This is a genomic window from Peptostreptococcus sp., from assembly GCF_036639115.1.
In the GTDB taxonomy this organism is placed as follows: Bacteria; Bacillota; Clostridia; order Peptostreptococcales; family Peptostreptococcaceae; genus Peptostreptococcus.
Map to the genome: position 1 here is coordinate 274114 of NZ_JAVWJH010000001.1, position 18663 is coordinate 292776.

Consider the following 18663-nt stretch of genomic DNA (forward strand, 5'->3'; position numbering starts at 1 on the left):
GATTAACTAAAAAAATATTAATTCATTTAGTTAGGAGTAAAAATGGAAAAAGAAAATTTGAAAAGGGTAAGCCTGTTGAGAATTATTTTAATTTTATTTATTTCAATTATTTTTTTAATTCTTTCTCAGTTAATCTCCATTTCAACTAAAGATTTATTAATAAAAATTGGTGTAGGAGAATGGTTTGGGCTAATTTTATCAGGGATACTATATGCTCTCATAACATTCATAGCAACAAAATTTTATATCAAAAAATATGTGAAATTAGATTTATTTAAAGATAGAATAACAAGTGTGAAAATAAAAGCAATTTGGGTTATTTTTGCAATAGCTATGCCAGTGATAGTCGTTTTTGTAATGATGCAGTTTCCAGGAAAACTAGTTAAATTAAATAATTTAAGTAAAGACGGAATTAATAATATTATTGCTGGAATTTTTTTCATAGGTATTGGTGCGGGCTTTGCAGAAGAATTTGTTTTTAGAGGACTTATCTTCAGTGCTTTTGAAGCTAAATGGAATAAGTATATTGCCATTTTTATTCCATCAATAGTGTTTGGAATGATACATCTTATAGGAAGTGATTATAATTTAGTTAATGCAGTTCAAATAATAGTGTCAGGCAGTTTAGTAGGTATATTTTTCTCTGTAGTAGCTTATGTAAGTGATAGTGTTTGGAATAGTGCAATTATACATTCTGTTTGGAATATATTTATGATTGGTGGTTTAATAAATATAGCCAATAAATCTGATAATATGTCTGTATACAATTATATTCTAGATACTAAATCATTTTTGATTACAGGGGGAGAATTTGGTATTGAAGCTTCAGTGATATCTATATTTGCATATATAATAGCAATATTATTAGCTTGCCTTACTTATCGCTTTAAAGCTAAGAATATATAAAAATAAAGGTGTGTAAGTAGTATATGATATGATGTATTATAAGATGTTAATACTTAAAATTATTAATTTACTTCTAAAAAGTAACGTTAAAGCAAAAAAGAAAATATAAAAATTATGAAAGGGGAGCTATTAGCTTCCCTTTTTTATTTATTTAGCAATCAATTAATATATTCTAATAAAATTCATAATATTTATAGTCTATTTTTATATTGCAAATTGATTTAAATAAGAGATTTTAATACTTGTAGTTAACTTTATATCAAATGTCAAAATTAGTATATAGACTTTCAAAATTAAATTCTTTATAAAAACTTAAGAAATTTATACGCTATATATTTAGTTTTACAGGGTATAATGATGTTAAGTTAGAAGATGAGATAAAAAATATTTTGATTAGAGAGGAGTGGCATTATGAAAGTATTGATTTTGACAGCCAAGTTTGGCATGGGTCATTTATCTGCATCAAATTCTATAAAGGAAGATATATTAAAATTTGATAAAAATGCTGACATAAAGATTATTGATTTATTTGAGTACTCTATGCCAGTTCTATCAGAATATATATATAAAGGATTTAATTTGGTGGTAAAGTATGCTAAAGATATTTATGGGGCGTATTATTCAGTAAATGATAAGAAAATAGAAAACAAAGATTTGATGACAAGAAAGTTTGCATCTGATTGTGAACGACTTTTTGAAGAAGAAAATCCAGATGTAGTGGTTTCTACATTTCCTGTAGTATCTCAAGGCGTGAGTTATTATAAGAAAAAAACTGGATCTAAGGTTGGATTAATTACCTGTATAACAGATGTTAGTAGTCATTATGAATGGATTACAGATTATACCGATAAGTACATGGTACCTTGTATGGAAAGTAAAAAGGGATTGATTGAAAAAGGTGTATCAGAGGATAGAATAGTTGTTTATGGTATACCTGTATCAGGAAAATTTAAAGAAAATTACTATAAATTATCGCAGCCAACAGTAATAGAAAAAAGATCTAAAATAGTAGAGATGTCTAGCTATAGAAAGAGAAAAGAGCTGTTGATAATGGGTGGTGGTCTTGGAATGTTACCTGATAATAAAGAATTTTACGAGAAATTAAATGATGTGTATAGTATTCATACGACAATCGTAGCAGGAAACAATAAGGAATTATATGATATGTTATATAATAGTTATGAAAATATAACTGTGTTAGGCTATACTGATAGGGTAAGTGAATTGATGGAAGATGCAGATTGTGTAGTAACTAAACCTGGTGGAATAACAATGTTTGAAGCGATTTATTCATTAACACCAATAGTATCCTTCTTTACAAAGCTTCCGAATGAATTGAAAAATGTAGATTTTATACAGGATAATAATTTTGGTATAGTATTAAATGAAAGTGCAGAAAAAAGTATAGATAGAATAGTCAGATTTGTAAACAATGAATCTAGAACAGAGGAAGTAAAGAGATCTATGAATAATTTTGTAGCTAGCTTGGATTCTAGGTATTTTGATAAATATACAATGGATTTACAAGTAATCAATAGCGAGGGTAAAAAGATAGATAATTTATAGAATAAATAATTGCTTAGATGGTCATTGATGAGAAAATCTTTAATAGAATATAAAAAGGTTGCCGATGTATCAGGCAACCTTTTTTGTTTGAAATACAGTTTAGTAGAGTATAAAAAAGTAATTATTTTAAAATTATGAAAGTAAGCTTATAAGAACTGTTTTCTTCTGTGTATATGTAGTACACTATATATTGCAGGAAGTTGTAATAAAAATATTATATGATGGCAAATAAGACAGTAGAGAGATAATTGATTAAAAGTCTAGTCAAGGAGATGTTATATATGGCTATTTTGAAAATTACGTTAGGGTTAGGTGTAGTATTTATATTACACTCAGTAGTGCCAACGTATTATAATAAGAAATTTAATAAAAAAGCGATTAGAAAAACAAAAAATAAAAATGAAATTATGCTTACTTTTGATGATGGTCCAGACAAAAGATATATCTATCAGCTTGCAAAAGTATTGGAAGAAAATAATGTGCACGCAACATTTTTCATGGTAGCTCAAAACGCTCAGAAAAATCCAGAGATAGTAAATTTTCTTAAGAGCAAAGGACATAAGATAGGACTTCATTCTTGGCAACATAAAAATGCTATGCTTTATAGCTATTTGTATACAAAGAAAGACTTTGAAAATAGTACAGCTATAATGAAAAAACTAGGTGTAAATGATCTATTTTATAGACCACCTTGGGGGCATACCAATATATTTTCTTTGATGTTTGTCAAAAAATATAATATGAAACTAGTATACTGGGATGTTATGGCAGAAGATTGGAGTGCAAAGAGTACTCCAGATATGATCTATGAAAAACTGATGCAAAGAACAACTTCAAACAGCATAATATGTCTACATGATGCTGGAGAGAATTCAGGTGGAGCAAAAGGCGCACCTTTGAACACAATAGAAGCTCTAAAAAAAGCAATACCAAGTTTAAAAGAAAAGGGATATAAATTTATTTTACCGGAATAATGTTATAAGGAGATTATATGGAAGGATTACAAAATAAAAAAAGTCAGCTATTAGGTTTAGGATTCATGGTAATTCTAATGGTGGGAGCTATAATATATGTCCTAAAAGATGAATCAATAGACAGCGTAATGGCAGCAATTCATACAGTAAAGCCTATATATATATTAGTAGGTATAACTTTAATGCTAGGATATGTAATTTGTGAGGGGCTCAATGTTTGGATTACTATGAAGGCCCTAAACAAAAAAACAAGCTTAAAAGATTGTATTGAGTATGGATTTGTTGGATTTTATTTTAGTTCAATTACACCATCGTCTTCTGGTGGACAGCCAGCACAGGTTTATTTTATGAACAGAAAAGGGATATCTATCACATCATCATCTTTAGGGTTGATGATAATTCTTTTTGCTCACCAATTGGTAATTATGGCTTATGGGCTAGTAGCGCTGTTCGTAAAACCAGAATTTATGGTTTCACATAAGGCTGGTTTTCATATATTATTGGCTTATGGATTGATATCCAATGCCATAATATTATTTGGAATCTTATTTTTAATATTTTCGCCAAAAACGATATTTAAAATATTAAATATTGCAGGCAAGTTATTGTACAAAATGAGGTTAATAAAAAATAAAGATAAATTAAGAGAAAAAATTTCATCCTCAGTTGAAGAATATGAACGTGGGGCAATATATATGAAAAAACATCCTAAAGTTTTATTCTATGTAATATTGGTGACTATTATTCAGGTAACTATGTTATTTGCGATACCGTATGTTATATATATAGGATTTGGTCTTAGCAAGTTTAGCATTTGGGATTTAATATTGACTCAAGCAATATTAAATATAGCAGTTTCATCACTTCCGCTTCCAGGTGCAGTAGGAGCAAGTGAATCTGTATTTGTAGACATGTTTAGAAATTTCTTTGGTAGTCTTGTAGTTCCAGGGATGCTTTTGACTAGAATTGCGAATTTCTACGTAGTTTTGATTATAAGTGGTATAGTATCACTTATTTCATATGTGAGAAAATAAAGAGTTTTTAAATATAAATGAAAATATAAATGAATAAAAATATGCAATAAGGTGAAAAAATAAAAAAATACTGAGCAAAGATAAATTAAATAATCTAAAAATTTAATAAGCTATTGTAACATCCAAACAATATTAGTATAATATTGTTTGGATGTAAATAATAGCGTTAATAAAAATAAATTTTAATATAGCTTCATCACTAAATAAGAGTGTAGGAGCTATTTTTATATGTATGCACTAGCCCAATGGATTATATTCTTAATAAAGTAATGAAAAGATTCTAATATCAAATATATATTCCTAAAATTGCTTATTTGTAAAATATATAGTGCTCATTATTATTATAAATATTGATTAGTTATGTTATAATAATATATAGATACAAAAATTGAAAAACAGTGAAAGTAATGATTTACAAGAGAAGAATGAAGAAGAGAATTGTTTATAATTAAAAAAAAATAATAAAATAAATGTAAAAAAATGTTAATAAGTAATAAAAAAAAGTTAAAAATAGAAATGAGTTTGTTTAAATGATAATTAACGATAATTTCTTTGGTAGAAGGAGAGTGATTAAATGGCGTTAGAAAATAGAATTGGCCAGACATTAGCACAGAAAATAACAATTTCAAATAATTTGGTGCAATCATTAAAGGTGCTAAACATGGGGCGTCATGAATTAGAAGAAGCCGTAGAATTAGAATCTGAGTCAAATCCTCTACTGGATGTAAGTATAGACAAAAATGAGATAGACTGGGAGAAATATTTTAAGGACGAAAGAAGTTCTTTTAGATTTGATAAAAATGAAGTTGCATATAATGAAGATGATGAGTTTGACTTTGAAAATATGACAATGAGTGTAGATACTCTTTATGATAGTTTATATGCTCAGATTAGTATGATGAAGATTCCTTTTTATCAGAAAAATATTTGTAAGTATCTTATTGATAGCTTAGATAGAGATGGATACCTAAGAGAAAACGAAGAAATGATAAGAAAAAAGCTTCATATTAGTATCGATTTTTTTAAAGAGTGCTTAGAGATAATACAGTCACTGGAACCAGCTGGAATAGGTGCTAGAAATCTTCAGGAATGTATAATACTTCAGATAAGACGAAATGGAATATATAGTGAAGTTTTTGAAGAGATGATAGTAAAAGATCTCAATTTGATTGCAAATATGAATATACAGCAGCTTTCATCTAGATATAGACTAAAAAAAGAAGAGGTAATTGACTTTATAAAATTTATTAAAAGCTTGGAACCCAAGCCAACTGAAGATTACTATGATGATACTACAGTGTATGTTTACCCAGATGTAATTGTAAAAAAGATTGATGGAAAGTCGGTTGCTGTTGCATATAATGAAAAGAGGATGAGGTTGAGTGTCAATCCTTACTATAAAGATTTATTGATGAATACTGATGATAAAGAAGCAAAACAATATATAAAAGAAAAACTTAATTCAGCGAAAAAAATGATGAATGATGTTTCTGAAAGAAATACTACTGTAGTAAATATTGCCAACATGATAATAGATGCTCAGAGAGGATTTTTTGATAACGATGAAGACTTAAAGCCGCTTATGATGACAGAACTTGCAGAAGTTTTAGATTGTCATGTATCTACAATCAGTAGAGGTGTAAGTGACAAGTATATGATTACAGAAAAAGGAATGTATGAATTAAGGTACTTCTTTACGAATGCTTATGTCAAAGAGGATGGAAATGCAGTGTCTTCAAATTCAATAAAAGATAAAATCAAAGTTATAATAGAGAATGAGGATAAAAAGAAACCACTTAGTGATAAAAAAATAGAAGATTTACTAAAGGAAAAGGGTGTTGATATAGCGAGAAGAACAGTGGCAAAGTATAGAGAAGAGCTAGGATACCTTGGATCTTCCAAAAGAAAAGAACTATAATTAATAGTAATGATATAAAATAATAGCTAATAGCAGGTATATGATTAAATATACTTGCTATTTTTTTGTTGAGAGTGTATTATTTATAGATAGGGTCAATATATGTCCCTGTAATAAAAATAAAAATATTAAAAATGAAAAAAGAGTGAAAACATTGAAATAACGGGTATACATATAGTACAGTGGATAAAAATAGCTTTTATTTTACAAAAAAATGAAAAAAATACCAAAAAGGTATTGAAGTTTTTGTCCCACAAGTATATAATCATAAATGTGGGACGGATAATGAAAGTCTGGGACACATAACAACCCGTATTTTTTAGAAAAGAGGGCGTAAATGAATAGTTTGATAGAGGTTCAGAAAAAAATTATTCCTCAGGCGATAGAATTGATGGAAAAGAGATATGCAATACTAAGGCAAATCTCAATAAGTCAACCTATTGGAAGAAGAATGTTATCCAATATACTTGATTTGAGTGAAAGGACTACTAGAACAGAGATTGATTTTCTTAAAGAAAAGAAACTTATAGATATAGCGGTATCTGGTATGACTATTACTGATGAAGGAAAAGAAATATTGGAAAAGTTGGATTCAGTGATGGGAGAAATCATGGGAATATCTGACTTAGAAATAAAGTTGAGGGATAAATTAGGAATAAACTATGTTGTTATATCCAAGAATGTAAATGAGTCTAAGGATATGATTACAGATGGAGTTGCAAAATCTGCAGCAAAGTATATTTTGAAAAATCTCAACCCTCATGACAAAATAGCTATAGCGGGTGGTACAACAATGAGGCAAGTTGCTTATAACCTTAAAAATGATAAAGGTTATGAGGAAGATTATAGCGATGTAATAGTGATGCCTACTAGAGGAAGTGTTGGATCAGATATAGAGATTCAAGCGAACAGTATAGCAGCATCATTTGCTAAGAACTTAGGAGCACAAGTTGAATTTTTGTATGTACCAGATGAATTAGATGGAAGCGCTAGAGAAACATTGATGTCTATACCTGATGTAAGAAGAACTCTTGATCATTTGAGAGTATCTGACAAAGTAATATTTAGTATAGGTAGAGCAGATGTCATGGGAAAGAGAAGAGGAATGTCTTATGAAGACATTGAAAAGCTAAAAGCCAAGGGAGCAATAGGAGAGGCCTTTGGATACTATTTCGATAAAAATGGCGAAATAGTGATGAAGCTGAATACAGTTGGAATTGATATAGATATGTATAAAAACGCAAAAGATTCAATAGTAGTCTTTGCAGGTAGTGATAAAGTCGATTCTTTCTTAGCATTGTATAAACTTAATAAAAATCTAACTTTAATAACAGATGAAAACAGTGCAAAGGAAATATTAAATAAGCTATCAGAAGAAACAATATAAGTAAGCAAACAATATTTTAAATTTTAAATAAAAACAATTTTTTGGAGGTATTAGTTATGGTAAAGGTTGCAATCAATGGATTTGGTAGAATAGGTAGATTAGCATTAAGAAAGATGATGGAACAAAGTGATAAGTTTGAAGTTGTTGCTATAAACGACTTGACAGATTCACATACATTAGCACATTTATTTAAGTATGATACTGCACAGGGTAGATTTAATGGTGAAATAACTGTTGAAGACGGTGCTTTCATAGTAAATGGAAAAGAAATAAAGGTTGTTTCAGAAAGAAACCCTGAAAATCTTCCTTGGGGAGAATTAGATGTTGATATAGTATTAGAATGTACTGGTCTATTTGCTTCAAAGGAAAAGGCAGAAGCTCATATAAAGGCTGGATCTAAGAAAGTTCTTATATCTGCACCAGCAACAGGAGATCTTAAGACTATAGTATATAATGTAAACTCTGATATAATAGATGGAAGTGAAACAGTAGTTTCAGGTGCTTCTTGTACTACAAACTGCCTAGCTCCAATGGTTAAGGTATTAAATGACAAGTTTGGTATAGTTGAAGGTCTTATGACTACAATACATGCCTATACAAATGATCAGAATACTCTAGATGGCCCTCATGCAAAGGGTGATCTAAGAAGAGGTAGAGCAGCTGCAGAAAATATAGTTCCTAATACAACAGGTGCTGCAAAGGCAATAGGTCTTGTTATACCAGAATTAGCAGGTAAGCTTGATGGTGCTGCACAGAGAGTTCCAGTTCCAACAGGTTCAATAACTGAATTAGTTTGTGTATTAGACAAGAATACTTCAGTAGAAGAAGTAAATGCTCTAATGAAGGAAGCTTCAAATGAATCTTTCGGATACACAGAAGAACAGTTAGTATCAAGTGATATAGTAGGTATCAGCTACGGATCATTATTTGATGCTACACTAACAAAGGTTTTAGAAGTAGGCGGAAAGCAGTTAGTTAAGACTGTTGCTTGGTATGACAATGAAATGTCTTACACTTCTCAGTTAATAAGAACATTAGGATTATTAGGAAGCTTAGCTAAGTAATAATAAGCAAAATTAAAATTAATCTGGCTGAAAGATTGTCTTTAAAAAGATATTATCTAATAAGCGCCAGTGATTAAAAGTCCGAGAATATAGATTTCTATTGCCTCGGACTTTTTTTAAAAGGTGAATTTAAAAATTATTTTTAAACATAACTTATTTTATATGTGCTATGCTAATATCGTATAAATATGATATAATTACTCATATATACGTTTTAGTATATCTAAGAGGCTTTTAAAAGGTTTTTAAAAATATATAGTATGTAATATAATAAATAATATGTTTAACATAATGCGAAGGAGATTTTTTATGACAATGCTTAACAAAAAAACTATTGAAGATATCGATGTAAAGGGTAGAAAGTGCCTAGTAAGATGCGACTTTAATGTACCACTAAAAGATGGAGAAATAACAGATGAAAATAGATTAGTAGGTGCAATGCCAACAATTAAGTACTTAATTGACAAGGGTGCAAAAGTAATTCTTTGCTCACATCTTGGAAAACCAAAGGGAGAAGCTAAGCCTGAACTTACTCTTGCTCCAGTAGCAAAGAGATTATCTGAAATGCTTGGCAAGGAAGTGTTATTTGCAGCTGACGATAATGTTGTAGGAGAAAATGCAAAGAAGGCTGTCTCTGAAATGAAAGATGGAGATGTAGTACTTCTACAAAATACGAGATATAGAATAGAAGAAACTAAGAATGAAGAAAACTTCTCAAAAGAACTTGCTTCTTTGGCAGATGTATTTGTAAATGATGCATTTGGTACAGCACACAGAGCTCATTGCTCAACTGTAGGTGCGGGTGAATTTTTAGAGGAAAGAGTTTGTGGATATCTAATTCAAAAGGAGATAGATTTCTTAGGTTCAGCTGTGGAAAATCCAAAGAGACCATTCTTAGCAATACTAGGTGGCGCAAAGGTTAGTAGTAAGCTTGGTGTTATTAACAATCTACTTGAAAAGGTGGACACTTTGATAATAGGTGGAGGTATGGCATATACATTCATCAAGGCATTAGGTCATGAAATAGGAACTTCATTATTGGAAGAAGACAAAATAGATTATGCAAAAGAAATGATGGCTAAGGCAGAAGAAAAGGGTGTAAAGCTATTATTACCAGTAGATGTAGTATATGCAGATAAGTATGCTGAAGATGCTACTCCTCATATATCTGAAGGTAGAGATATACCAGCAGATTGTATGGGACTAGATATAGGACCAAAGACAAGAGAAATATTTGCAGAAGCGATAAAATCATCAAAGACAATAGTTTGGAATGGACCTATGGGAGTATTTGAATTTGAAAACTTTGCAAAGGGAACAAAGGCTATAGCAGAAGCTATGGCAAATACAGATGCCACTACTATAATAGGTGGAGGAGATTCTGCAGCAGCTGTAAATCAGATGGGATTTGGAGATAAGATGAGCCACATATCAACAGGTGGTGGAGCATCACTAGAATTCTTAGAAGGAAAAGAACTTCCTGGAATAGCAGCACTAGATAATAAGTAAGGGTAACAAAATAGAAAAATAAAAAGATTAAAGTTAATATATAAGGAGACTTGATATGAGAACACCAATAATTGCAGGAAACTGGAAGATGAATAAAACTATAAAGGAAGGTCTTGAATTTGTAGACGGAATAAAGGGAAAGACAGAAGGCGATGTAGAAGTTTTGATATGTGCACCTTTTACTTTACTAAAAGATTTAAAGGAAGCTACAAAGGGTACTAATATAAAGATAGGGGCTCAGAATATGCACTATGAAAATTCTGGGGCTTTCACAGGTGAAGTAGCACCAGGGAACCTTGTAGAGTTAGAAATGGACTATGTAATTATAGGACACTCAGAAAGAAGACAGTACTTCAATGAAACTGATGAAAGCTGTAACAAGAAGGTTTTAAAGGCTATAGAAGTAGGAATAAATCCAATACTTTGCTGTGGTGAGACTCTTGAAGAAAGAGAAGCTAATAAGACTATAGAAAAGGTAAAGGGACAGATAGAAAAGGGTCTTGCAAATGTAGATTCAAAGGATATAGAAAAGGTAGTAGTTGCTTACGAACCAATATGGGCAATAGGAACAGGTAAGACTGCTACAGCTGAACAGGCTAATGAAGTTATTTCTGAAATAAGAAATATCATAAGAGCTATGTTTGGAGAATTAGCAGACAAGGTAAGAATTCAATATGGTGGAAGTGTTAAGCCAGCAAATGTAGCTGAAATAATGGGACAGTCTGATATAGATGGAGCATTAGTAGGTGGAGCATCATTGAAGGCAGAAGACTTCTTAGGATTATTAAAGTTTTAATTAAATTGTAAAGGAAGATGATTATGAAAAAACCAGTAGTTTTAACAATAATGGATGGTTTTGGATATACTCCAGAAACAGAAGGCAATGCAATAGCACTTGCTGGAACACCTAACTTAGACGCTTTGTGCAAGGAGTATCCTCATACTCTAATAAATGCAAGTGGTCTAGATGTTGGTTTGCCAAATGGGCAGATGGGAAACTCTGAAGTAGGTCATACTAACATAGGTGCTGGTAGGGTTGTATATCAAGAACTAACAAAGATATCAAAGGCAATAGTAGATGGAGATTTCTTTACAAATTCAGTGCTATTATCAGCAATGGAAAATGCTAAGGATAAAAATCTTCATATATTAGGGCTTTTATCAGATGGTGGTGTTCATTCACATATAGACCATCTAAAGGCAGTTTTAGATATGGCAAAGAAGAACAATGTTTCTAATGTATTTGTTCATGCATTTATGGATGGTAGAGATACAGACCCTCAAAGTGGTGAAATATATATAAAAGAACTTCAAGCATATATGGATCAGACAGGTTTAGGTAAGTTTGCCAGCATATCTGGAAGATATTATGCTATGGATAGAGATAAGAGATGGGATAGAGTAGAAAAGGCATACGAAGCTATAGCAGATGCTAAGGGAAATTACTCAACATCAGCACTTCAGTGTATGGAAGATTCATACAAAGCAGGTGTAAATGATGAGTTTGTAGTTCCTACAGTTATTACAGAAGATCAAAAGCCGGTAACAAAGCTTGAAGAAAATGATTCAGTAATATTTTTCAACTTTAGACCAGATAGAGCAAGAGAAATTACTAGAGCAATAACAGATAGAAAATTTGATGGTTTCAAAAGAACTTTGATTCCAACTAAGTTTGTTTGTATGACTACATATGATGCAACAATGGAAGATGTAAGTGTTGCTTTTGGACCAGAAAAGATAGTAAATACTCTAGGAGAGTACTTATCTAACAATGGTAAGAATCAGTTAAGAGCTGCAGAAACAGAAAAATATGCTCATGTTACTTTCTTCTTCAATGGAGGAAAGGAAGAGCCATATAAGGGGGAAGATAGAATATTAGTACCTTCTCCAAAGGTAGCTACATATGATATGCAACCAGAGATGTCTGCATATGAACTTCTTGAAAAGCTACTAGCTGCACTTGATGAAGATAAGTATGATTTCGTGGCTGTAAACTTTGCAAATCCTGATATGGTAGGACATACAGGAGACATAGGAGCAACAGAAAAAGCTATAAGGACAGTAGATGAGTGTGTAGGAAAATTGTTTGAGAAAGTAGTTAGTTTAGGCGGAAGTGGAATAATCACAGCAGACCATGGAAACGCAGAATTAATGATAGATAAAAAGACAAAGAGACCTATTACATCACACTCTACTAATCCAGTTCCATTTATAGTAGTTGGTGAAGAGTTTAAGAATAAAGAACTTTTGAAAGATGGTAGATTATCAGATATAGCTCCAACAGTTTTATCTATGATGAATCTAGAAGAACCAAAAGAAATGACAGGACACAGTTTAATAAAATAATCTGTGCATTATAAAGCTAATAATATTTTAATATATAAATTAGATATAAATCAAACAAAAAAATAATATGGAAAGCTAAAAGTCGACGAAACTTTATATAAAAACAAAATATAATTTTATTACTTTTACAAATTTACCCATCATTTATTTGTATAAAATAAGTTTTATATGGAGTTCGTCTACTTATAGCAATCGTATTTTAAGAGATTTAAATAATATGTATTTGAGTGAGAGGAGAGACTATATGTCAGCTATTGAATTAGTATATGCAAGAGAAGTGTTAGATTCAAGAGGTAACCCAACAGTAGAGGTGGAAGTTATACTTGAAAGTGGCGCTCAGGCGACTGCTATAGTACCATCAGGAGCTTCTACAGGACAGTTTGAAGCAGTAGAATTAAGAGATGGTGATAAGAGTAGATACTTAGGTAAGGGTGTTTTAAATGCAGTAAGCAATGTAAATGAAATAATTGCTCCTGAAGTAGAAGGTACAGATGCTTTTGATCAGCCAGGATTAGATGCCCTAATGTGTGAAATAGACGGAACTCCAAACAAGAGTAAGCTAGGTGCGAATGCTATATTAGGTGTTTCTCTAGCCGTAGCTAGAGCAGCAGCAGATGAGATAGGATTGCCATTATTCCAGTATTTAGGTGGAGTAAATGCAAAGCAGTTACCAGTTCCTATGATGAATATATTAAACGGTGGTGAGCATGCCGACAATAATGTAGACGTTCAGGAATTTATGATCCTTCCAGTAGGTGCAAGTTGTTTCGCAGAAGCTCTAAGAATGGGCGCAGAAGTATTCCATTCACTAAAGAGTGTTCTTGCAGAAAGAGGACTTGCTTGCGGTGTAGGTGATGAAGGTGGATTTGCTCCAAACCTTGATTCAAATAGAGAAGCATTAGAATTAATAGTTGAAGCTATTAAGGGTGCTGGATTAGAACCAGGTAAAGATGTAATGTTAGGTATGGACGTTGCTGCTTCAGAAATGTATAATAGTGAAACTTCTAAGTATGAACTAAAGGGAGAAGGCAAGGTTTTAACATCAGCTGAAATGATAGAATTATTCGAAGGTTGGGTAAATGAATTCCCAATTATAACAATAGAAGACGGTCTTGATGAAGAAGATTGGGATGGTTGGAAGGCTCTTACTGAAAGACTTGGTAAGAAGATTCAGCTAGTTGGTGATGATTTATTTGTTACAAACACAGAAAGACTTGAAAGAGGTATAAAAAGAGGAGTAGCTAACTCAATACTTATAAAGGTAAATCAGATCGGTACTCTTACTGAAACTCTTGACGCTATAGAAATGGCTAAAAGAGCAGGTTATACTGCAGTTATATCTCACAGATCAGGTGAGACAGAAGATACTACAATAGCAGATATTGCAGTTGCAGTAAACGCTGGTCAGATAAAGACAGGTGCTCCATCAAGAACTGATAGAGTAGCTAAATATAACCAATTATTGAGAATAGAAGAAATGATAGGTGAAAGCTCTAGATATGAACAGTTAAATTCATTCTACAATCTAGATAAGTAATCTAAAATATTAAAATATAAATAAGTTGTGTCTAAAACATATTAGGCAACTCTTGAAACAAAGTAGGTTCTTAGAAAATTCTAAGAGCCTACTTTTTATATGAGAATTATATGAGAAATTTAAGAAAATGTTTTTATATTTAAGCTGATTTTAAAAATAAAAAGTGATGTAAAAATTTTAAAAGTTATAAAATAGTTGTATACATTAAGATTAAAATTATAGAAAATATGGATGACTAAAAATTAATGAAGAGCTTTCTATACCTTTATCTCAGAATGTATAGAAAATTCTCACAAATAGTGATATGATGTACTTATAGAGATTTGTAAAAATATATATTAATTTTTTTGGAGGTGGCTAGATATGAAAAAAGAAGTGAAAAAAACTGATTTTTATGGTATTACATTATTTGTGATATTTATCGTCTGGAACATATTCTCTTATTTCATCTTTAAGATTAACCCTTATTATGGAGAAATGTTGGGCGCAATTGGTCTAGTCTCGCTGCTAATAGGAGAAATGTATATAAAATATAGATTTAATGACGGAGAAGTCATAAAGTTTAATAGATTTTTTAAGGGTTAGTCTATTAATTTAATATAAATCTAGATAAAGGGAGATATTAAAATATGTATCTCCTTTTATTGTTTTTGTAATATTATGAAAAAATATTTCTGTAGCTGTTATAAAAATGTAGATATACTGTTATAATGAATATATAAATATAAATATAAATATAAATATAAATACAAAGATGTAGATATAAATTTAAACACAGATATAAACACAGATATAGATATAGATATAAATATAAATATAAAGAATAGATATAAACATAAATATTGATAATATTACACTTAACTGGAGGTAAGCTTATGAATAAAAAATTTAAAAATCCATATTCTAAAAATGGAAAGACTATTTTATTTACAACTCAAGATAAAAAATCTTGGCAAATACTAAATGAAACAGGAAGATTTTTTAATAAGAAACAATATATAAGAAGTCATTTTGAAGATATATCAGAACACTTCATTAAAAGCTATGATTGGTTTGTTGTAGAAGCTTCTAAACGGATACAAAAGCCTAGTGATGTCAAGTATCAGATATGGTGTTCGGTGAGTGCCAGAAACTGTATGAGACCATCTGAGGATGAAGTATCTTATATCATTGAGGTTCCAGATGATGAGATTATGTATTTCAGTGGAATGAAGTGGGATTATGTATTAAACCTTCATTATGTTCCAATAAATAATGAAGATTTAGTCTCTTATCAAAAAAATATAAAAGAAAAGGGATTTAATAACTCATATGAATTTATAGAGGGAAGGTATTCAAGAATGTTTCCGAAAGAAGTGGAAAAGATAAAGGCAAGTTGGCCTAGAATTTTTGAAATAGATGAATGGAATATATTTGATGTCCAAGCTAATATCTGGGAAATAAAAAAAGAGTGGGTTAAATATGTTGTCAATGTCGGGGAAAGAATACCAGACGAATACATAATGGATTAAAAGTGACCTATATAAGTATTGATCTTATTGTATTTTAGATAATTTTATGTTATAATTATGTTTGAATTTTTATGAGAAAGTAATTGTAACGAGGAGGATATTATGTTAGGAAATGTATTGATGGCTATTCAGGTAGCTTTGAGTATAATAATGATTATAGTAGTATTGCCACAAGAGAGCAAACAAACTCAAACGCAGGTATTTATAGAGGATTCATCTTCACAGGCATACTTTAAGCCAAAGGGTAAAGAAGCATTCTTGAATAGAATGACTAAGATAGTGTCTGTTCTGTTTTTTATAAATGCAATTGCGTTGGTAATCGTAATGAAATAATAAATCTAAACATCCTTGCAATCTCTTGATTGTTTGGGTGTTTTTTTATACATTTTTATTAAAAAAATATAAATACATAATAGAAGATTCCTAAATAAGAAATTGAGGCAAAGAAAAGTTGTAAATACCTAAAATAGTAGGTATAATTTAATCATATGGAAGAGGAGGTAAGATATGTTACCGAATGATATTAAAGAAAAAATATTAGGTCTAATAAATGAAGAAGCCTATAAGGCTAGTAAAAAGGAAGACCTATTAAAAATATTTGTAGAAAGTGAAAATGACGAAAATGAATTTTTTGCTATATTAGATGAATTGGCAGAAGATGGAGATATATTTATAAATAAAAGAGGCAAGGTTGGAAGTTTAGAACAATACGGTATGAAAAAGGGTAAGTTTAGAGCCACAAAAAGAGGTTTTGGATTTGTAGAGTCTGAGGGGGATGAAAAAGATGTATTTATTCCAGAAGATGATAGAGAAGGAGCCTTTGAGGGTGATATTGTAATAGCAAAACTGACTAAAGAAGCCACTGAAACAAGAAGACCAGAAGGTGTGGTAGTAAAAATATTAAAAAGAGAAAATGAGACTGTTGTAGGGCTATTTCAAAAAAGCAAGGCATTTGGATTTGTAGTGCCAGATAACAAGAAATTTGATCAAGATATATTTATACCAAGAAACTTCATCAGTGGAGCCAAAAATAATGATAAAGTAGTGTGCGAAATAGTTGTTTGGCCTAAAGAAGGCAAAAAACCTGAAGGAAAGATAATTGAAATCATAGGTCAGTCTGGCGAAAGATATGTAGAGATAGACTCTATAGTGAGGGCTCATGGATTAAAGGAAGAATTTCCAAAGAAGGTAGCCAATCAGACCGCTAAGATACCAGATCATATATTAGAAGATGAAAGAAAGGGAAGATTAAATCTTGTAGAAGAAACTGTTTATACAATAGATGGAGATGATTCGAAAGACTTTGATGATGCTATTGGAGTGGAGCTTTTGGATAATGGACACTACAGATTGGGAGTTCATATAGCGGATGTTACTCATTATGTTACAGAAAACTCTCCGCTTGACAAAGAGGCCTTGGATAGAGCAACTTCAGTATACCTTGTTGATAAGGTAATACCAATGCTTCCTAGAGAGCTATCAAATGGAATATGTTCACTAAATCCTGATGTAGAAAGGTTGACTCTATCTTGTATTATGGACGTTAATCCTAATAACGGAAATGTAGAAAATCATACAATAAAGAAATCAATAATAAAATCAAAAGCAAGAATGACATATACTGAAATAAGTAATCTTTTAGAAAATGATGATTCTCAAATGATGGATAAATATGCTGATTTTGTAGAAAATCTAAAAAATGCAGAAAAGTTGGCTGAAATTCTTAGAGATAGACGAGAAAAAAGAGGGGCAATTGATTTTGATTTCCCTGAATCAAAGATTGTTTTAGATTCTAAGGGATATCCGATGAAGATTGAAGAGTATGAAAGAAGAACTTCAAACAAGATGATAGAAGAGTTCATGCTTTTGGCAAATGAAACAATAGCAGAGCATTTTTATTGGTTAAAGTTCCCATTTGTTTATAGAGTCCATGAAGATCCTGAGGAAGAGAAGGTTCAAAGATTAAAAAACTTTATCAATGAGTATGGATATAAAATGGCAATGAGCAAAGGGAAGATAAGACCAAAAGATCTTCAAAAGGTATTGGAAAGTATAGAAGATAGAGAGGCAAAGCAGGCTATAGGTACGATTATGTTGAGAACACTGAAGCAGGCGAGGTATTCACCAGAATGTCTTGGTCACTTTGGATTGGCTGCTCAGTACTATACACATTTTACGTCACCTATAAGAAGGTACCCAGATCTTCAGATACATAGAATTATAAAAGAACACATCGATGGAAATTTATCTAAGGATAGAATAAAACATTTTTCTGACTTATTGGAAGGCGTATGTAATCAATCATCTACTCAGGAAAGAGAGGCTGAATTGGCTGAAAGAGATGTAGATGATTATTATAAGGCTGTATTTATGAGTGACTATGTGGGTGAAGAGTTTGGAGGACATATATCTGGAGTTACATCTTTTGGAGTATTTGTAGAGCTTCCAAATGGTGTAGAGGGTCTAATTAGACTTCAAGAATTACCTGATTACTTTACTTATTATGAAAATTCAATGATACTTGTAGGTGAACATACTAAGGCAATCCTAAAGTTGGGACAGAGATTAAGAGTAAAAGTATCGAATGTTGATATTCCAACAAGAGAAATAGACTTTGACCTAGTAACAGATATATTTAATAAAAAACAGGAAAATAAATAATTTAATTAAGCATAGAGTTATAAATATATATATTAATATCTAGTATTTAGATTAAAACAGGAAAAGATTTATTTGCTATTGGATATTCACGCAAACTAAATTTTTTTAGAGTATAAAAAATTTAATTATTAGAAAAAATGATATATAATAGGAATGTGAAGTTTTAAATATTAGATGTGATCCTTTGGTGGATTACATAATTATTAAATACTAGATGTGCTCTTTTTAGGGTATATCTAGTATGGTTATT

General features: G+C 30.8%; 15 protein-coding genes. All 15 read left to right on the forward strand.

The features are described from left to right. Positions 1 to 42: 42 nt before the first annotated feature. The 15 genes from RR561_RS01090 (at position 43) to rnr (ending at position 18413) form a co-directional block, all read left to right on the forward strand. A complete protein-coding gene (locus RR561_RS01090; RefSeq protein WP_332505590.1) occupies positions 43 to 906 on the forward strand; it encodes a CPBP family intramembrane glutamic endopeptidase in 864 nt (287 codons plus the stop codon). 411 nt (positions 907 to 1317) lie between these two features. After that, positions 1318 to 2472, forward strand: a complete 1155-nt coding sequence (locus RR561_RS01095) for an MGDG synthase family glycosyltransferase (RefSeq protein ID WP_332505591.1) — start codon at positions 1318 to 1320, stop codon at positions 2470 to 2472. A 281-nt stretch (positions 2473 to 2753) separates the two neighbouring features. After that, positions 2754 to 3446, forward strand: a complete 693-nt coding sequence (locus tag RR561_RS01100; protein ID WP_332505592.1) for a polysaccharide deacetylase family protein — start codon at positions 2754 to 2756, stop codon at positions 3444 to 3446. A gap of 17 nt (positions 3447 to 3463) precedes the next feature. After that, positions 3464 to 4480: a lysylphosphatidylglycerol synthase transmembrane domain-containing protein gene (locus tag RR561_RS01105; RefSeq protein WP_332505593.1), complete on the forward strand. Its 1017-nt coding sequence runs from the start codon at positions 3464 to 3466 to the stop codon at positions 4478 to 4480. A gap of 574 nt (positions 4481 to 5054) precedes the next feature. Next, entirely contained in the window at positions 5055 to 6398 is a 1344-nt protein-coding gene (gene rpoN, locus RR561_RS01110; RefSeq protein ID WP_332505594.1) for an RNA polymerase factor sigma-54, read from the forward strand. A gap of 337 nt (positions 6399 to 6735) precedes the next feature. Beyond that, the gene (locus RR561_RS01115) at positions 6736 to 7785 is read left to right on the forward strand and encodes a sugar-binding transcriptional regulator (RefSeq protein WP_332505595.1); all 1050 of its coding nucleotides are present in this window, start codon (positions 6736 to 6738) and stop codon (positions 7783 to 7785) included. A 56-nt stretch (positions 7786 to 7841) separates the two neighbouring features. Then, positions 7842 to 8849 carry a type I glyceraldehyde-3-phosphate dehydrogenase gene (gap, locus tag RR561_RS01120; RefSeq protein ID WP_332505596.1) on the forward strand — a complete coding sequence of 336 codons (1008 nt, stop codon included), beginning with the start codon at positions 7842 to 7844 and terminating at the stop codon, positions 8847 to 8849. A 309-nt stretch (positions 8850 to 9158) separates the two neighbouring features. Beyond that, positions 9159 to 10358 carry a phosphoglycerate kinase gene (locus RR561_RS01125; protein ID WP_442952292.1) on the forward strand — a complete coding sequence of 400 codons (1200 nt, stop codon included), beginning with the start codon at positions 9159 to 9161 and terminating at the stop codon, positions 10356 to 10358. A 55-nt stretch (positions 10359 to 10413) separates the two neighbouring features. After that, positions 10414 to 11154: a triose-phosphate isomerase gene (tpiA, locus tag RR561_RS01130; protein ID WP_332505597.1), complete on the forward strand. Its 741-nt coding sequence runs from the start codon at positions 10414 to 10416 to the stop codon at positions 11152 to 11154. A 23-nt stretch (positions 11155 to 11177) separates the two neighbouring features. Further along, on the forward strand, positions 11178 to 12704 hold the full coding sequence (gene gpmI / locus RR561_RS01135; RefSeq protein ID WP_332505598.1) for a 2,3-bisphosphoglycerate-independent phosphoglycerate mutase: 1527 nt from the start codon (positions 11178 to 11180) through the stop codon (positions 12702 to 12704). A 244-nt stretch (positions 12705 to 12948) separates the two neighbouring features. Beyond that, positions 12949 to 14241: a phosphopyruvate hydratase gene (eno, locus tag RR561_RS01140; protein WP_332505599.1), complete on the forward strand. Its 1293-nt coding sequence runs from the start codon at positions 12949 to 12951 to the stop codon at positions 14239 to 14241. A gap of 363 nt (positions 14242 to 14604) precedes the next feature. Next, the gene (locus RR561_RS01145) at positions 14605 to 14826 is read left to right on the forward strand and encodes a hypothetical protein (RefSeq protein ID WP_332505600.1); all 222 of its coding nucleotides are present in this window, start codon (positions 14605 to 14607) and stop codon (positions 14824 to 14826) included. Positions 14827 to 15116: 290 nt separating this feature from the next. Next, positions 15117 to 15752 carry a DUF3841 domain-containing protein gene (locus RR561_RS01150; protein WP_332505601.1) on the forward strand — a complete coding sequence of 212 codons (636 nt, stop codon included), beginning with the start codon at positions 15117 to 15119 and terminating at the stop codon, positions 15750 to 15752. A 102-nt stretch (positions 15753 to 15854) separates the two neighbouring features. Then, a complete protein-coding gene (gene secG / locus RR561_RS01155; protein WP_207654540.1) occupies positions 15855 to 16085 on the forward strand; it encodes a preprotein translocase subunit SecG in 231 nt (76 codons plus the stop codon). Positions 16086 to 16259: 174 nt separating this feature from the next. Continuing rightward, complete coding sequence (gene rnr / locus RR561_RS01160; RefSeq protein WP_332505602.1) at positions 16260 to 18413, forward strand: ribonuclease R; 2154 nt, start codon at positions 16260 to 16262, stop codon at positions 18411 to 18413. Positions 18414 to 18663 lie beyond the last annotated feature (250 nt).

Bases quoted from the DNA above. Each gene is read 5' to 3' on its own strand.
- rpoN (WP_332505594.1), top strand. From the start codon at position 5,055: ATGGCGTTAGAAAATAGAATTGGCCAGACATTAGCACAGAAAATAACA.
- RR561_RS01105 (WP_332505593.1), top strand. From the start codon at position 3,464: ATGGAAGGATTACAAAATAAAAAAAGTCAGCTATTAGGTTTAGGATTC.
- RR561_RS01150 (WP_332505601.1), top strand. From the start codon at position 15,117: ATGAATAAAAAATTTAAAAATCCATATTCTAAAAATGGAAAGACTATT.
- RR561_RS01125 (WP_442952292.1), top strand. From the start codon at position 9,159: ATGACAATGCTTAACAAAAAAACTATTGAAGATATCGATGTAAAGGGT.
- RR561_RS01090 (WP_332505590.1), top strand. From the start codon at position 43: ATGGAAAAAGAAAATTTGAAAAGGGTAAGCCTGTTGAGAATTATTTTA.
- RR561_RS01095 (WP_332505591.1), top strand. From the start codon at position 1,318: ATGAAAGTATTGATTTTGACAGCCAAGTTTGGCATGGGTCATTTATCT.
- gap (WP_332505596.1), top strand. From the start codon at position 7,842: ATGGTAAAGGTTGCAATCAATGGATTTGGTAGAATAGGTAGATTAGCA.
- RR561_RS01100 (WP_332505592.1), top strand. From the start codon at position 2,754: ATGGCTATTTTGAAAATTACGTTAGGGTTAGGTGTAGTATTTATATTA.
- eno (WP_332505599.1), top strand. From the start codon at position 12,949: ATGTCAGCTATTGAATTAGTATATGCAAGAGAAGTGTTAGATTCAAGA.
- tpiA (WP_332505597.1), top strand. From the start codon at position 10,414: ATGAGAACACCAATAATTGCAGGAAACTGGAAGATGAATAAAACTATA.
- RR561_RS01145 (WP_332505600.1), top strand. From the start codon at position 14,605: ATGAAAAAAGAAGTGAAAAAAACTGATTTTTATGGTATTACATTATTT.
- RR561_RS01115 (WP_332505595.1), top strand. From the start codon at position 6,736: ATGAATAGTTTGATAGAGGTTCAGAAAAAAATTATTCCTCAGGCGATA.
- rnr (WP_332505602.1), top strand. From the start codon at position 16,260: ATGTTACCGAATGATATTAAAGAAAAAATATTAGGTCTAATAAATGAA.
- secG (WP_207654540.1), top strand. From the start codon at position 15,855: ATGTTAGGAAATGTATTGATGGCTATTCAGGTAGCTTTGAGTATAATA.
- gpmI (WP_332505598.1), top strand. From the start codon at position 11,178: ATGAAAAAACCAGTAGTTTTAACAATAATGGATGGTTTTGGATATACT.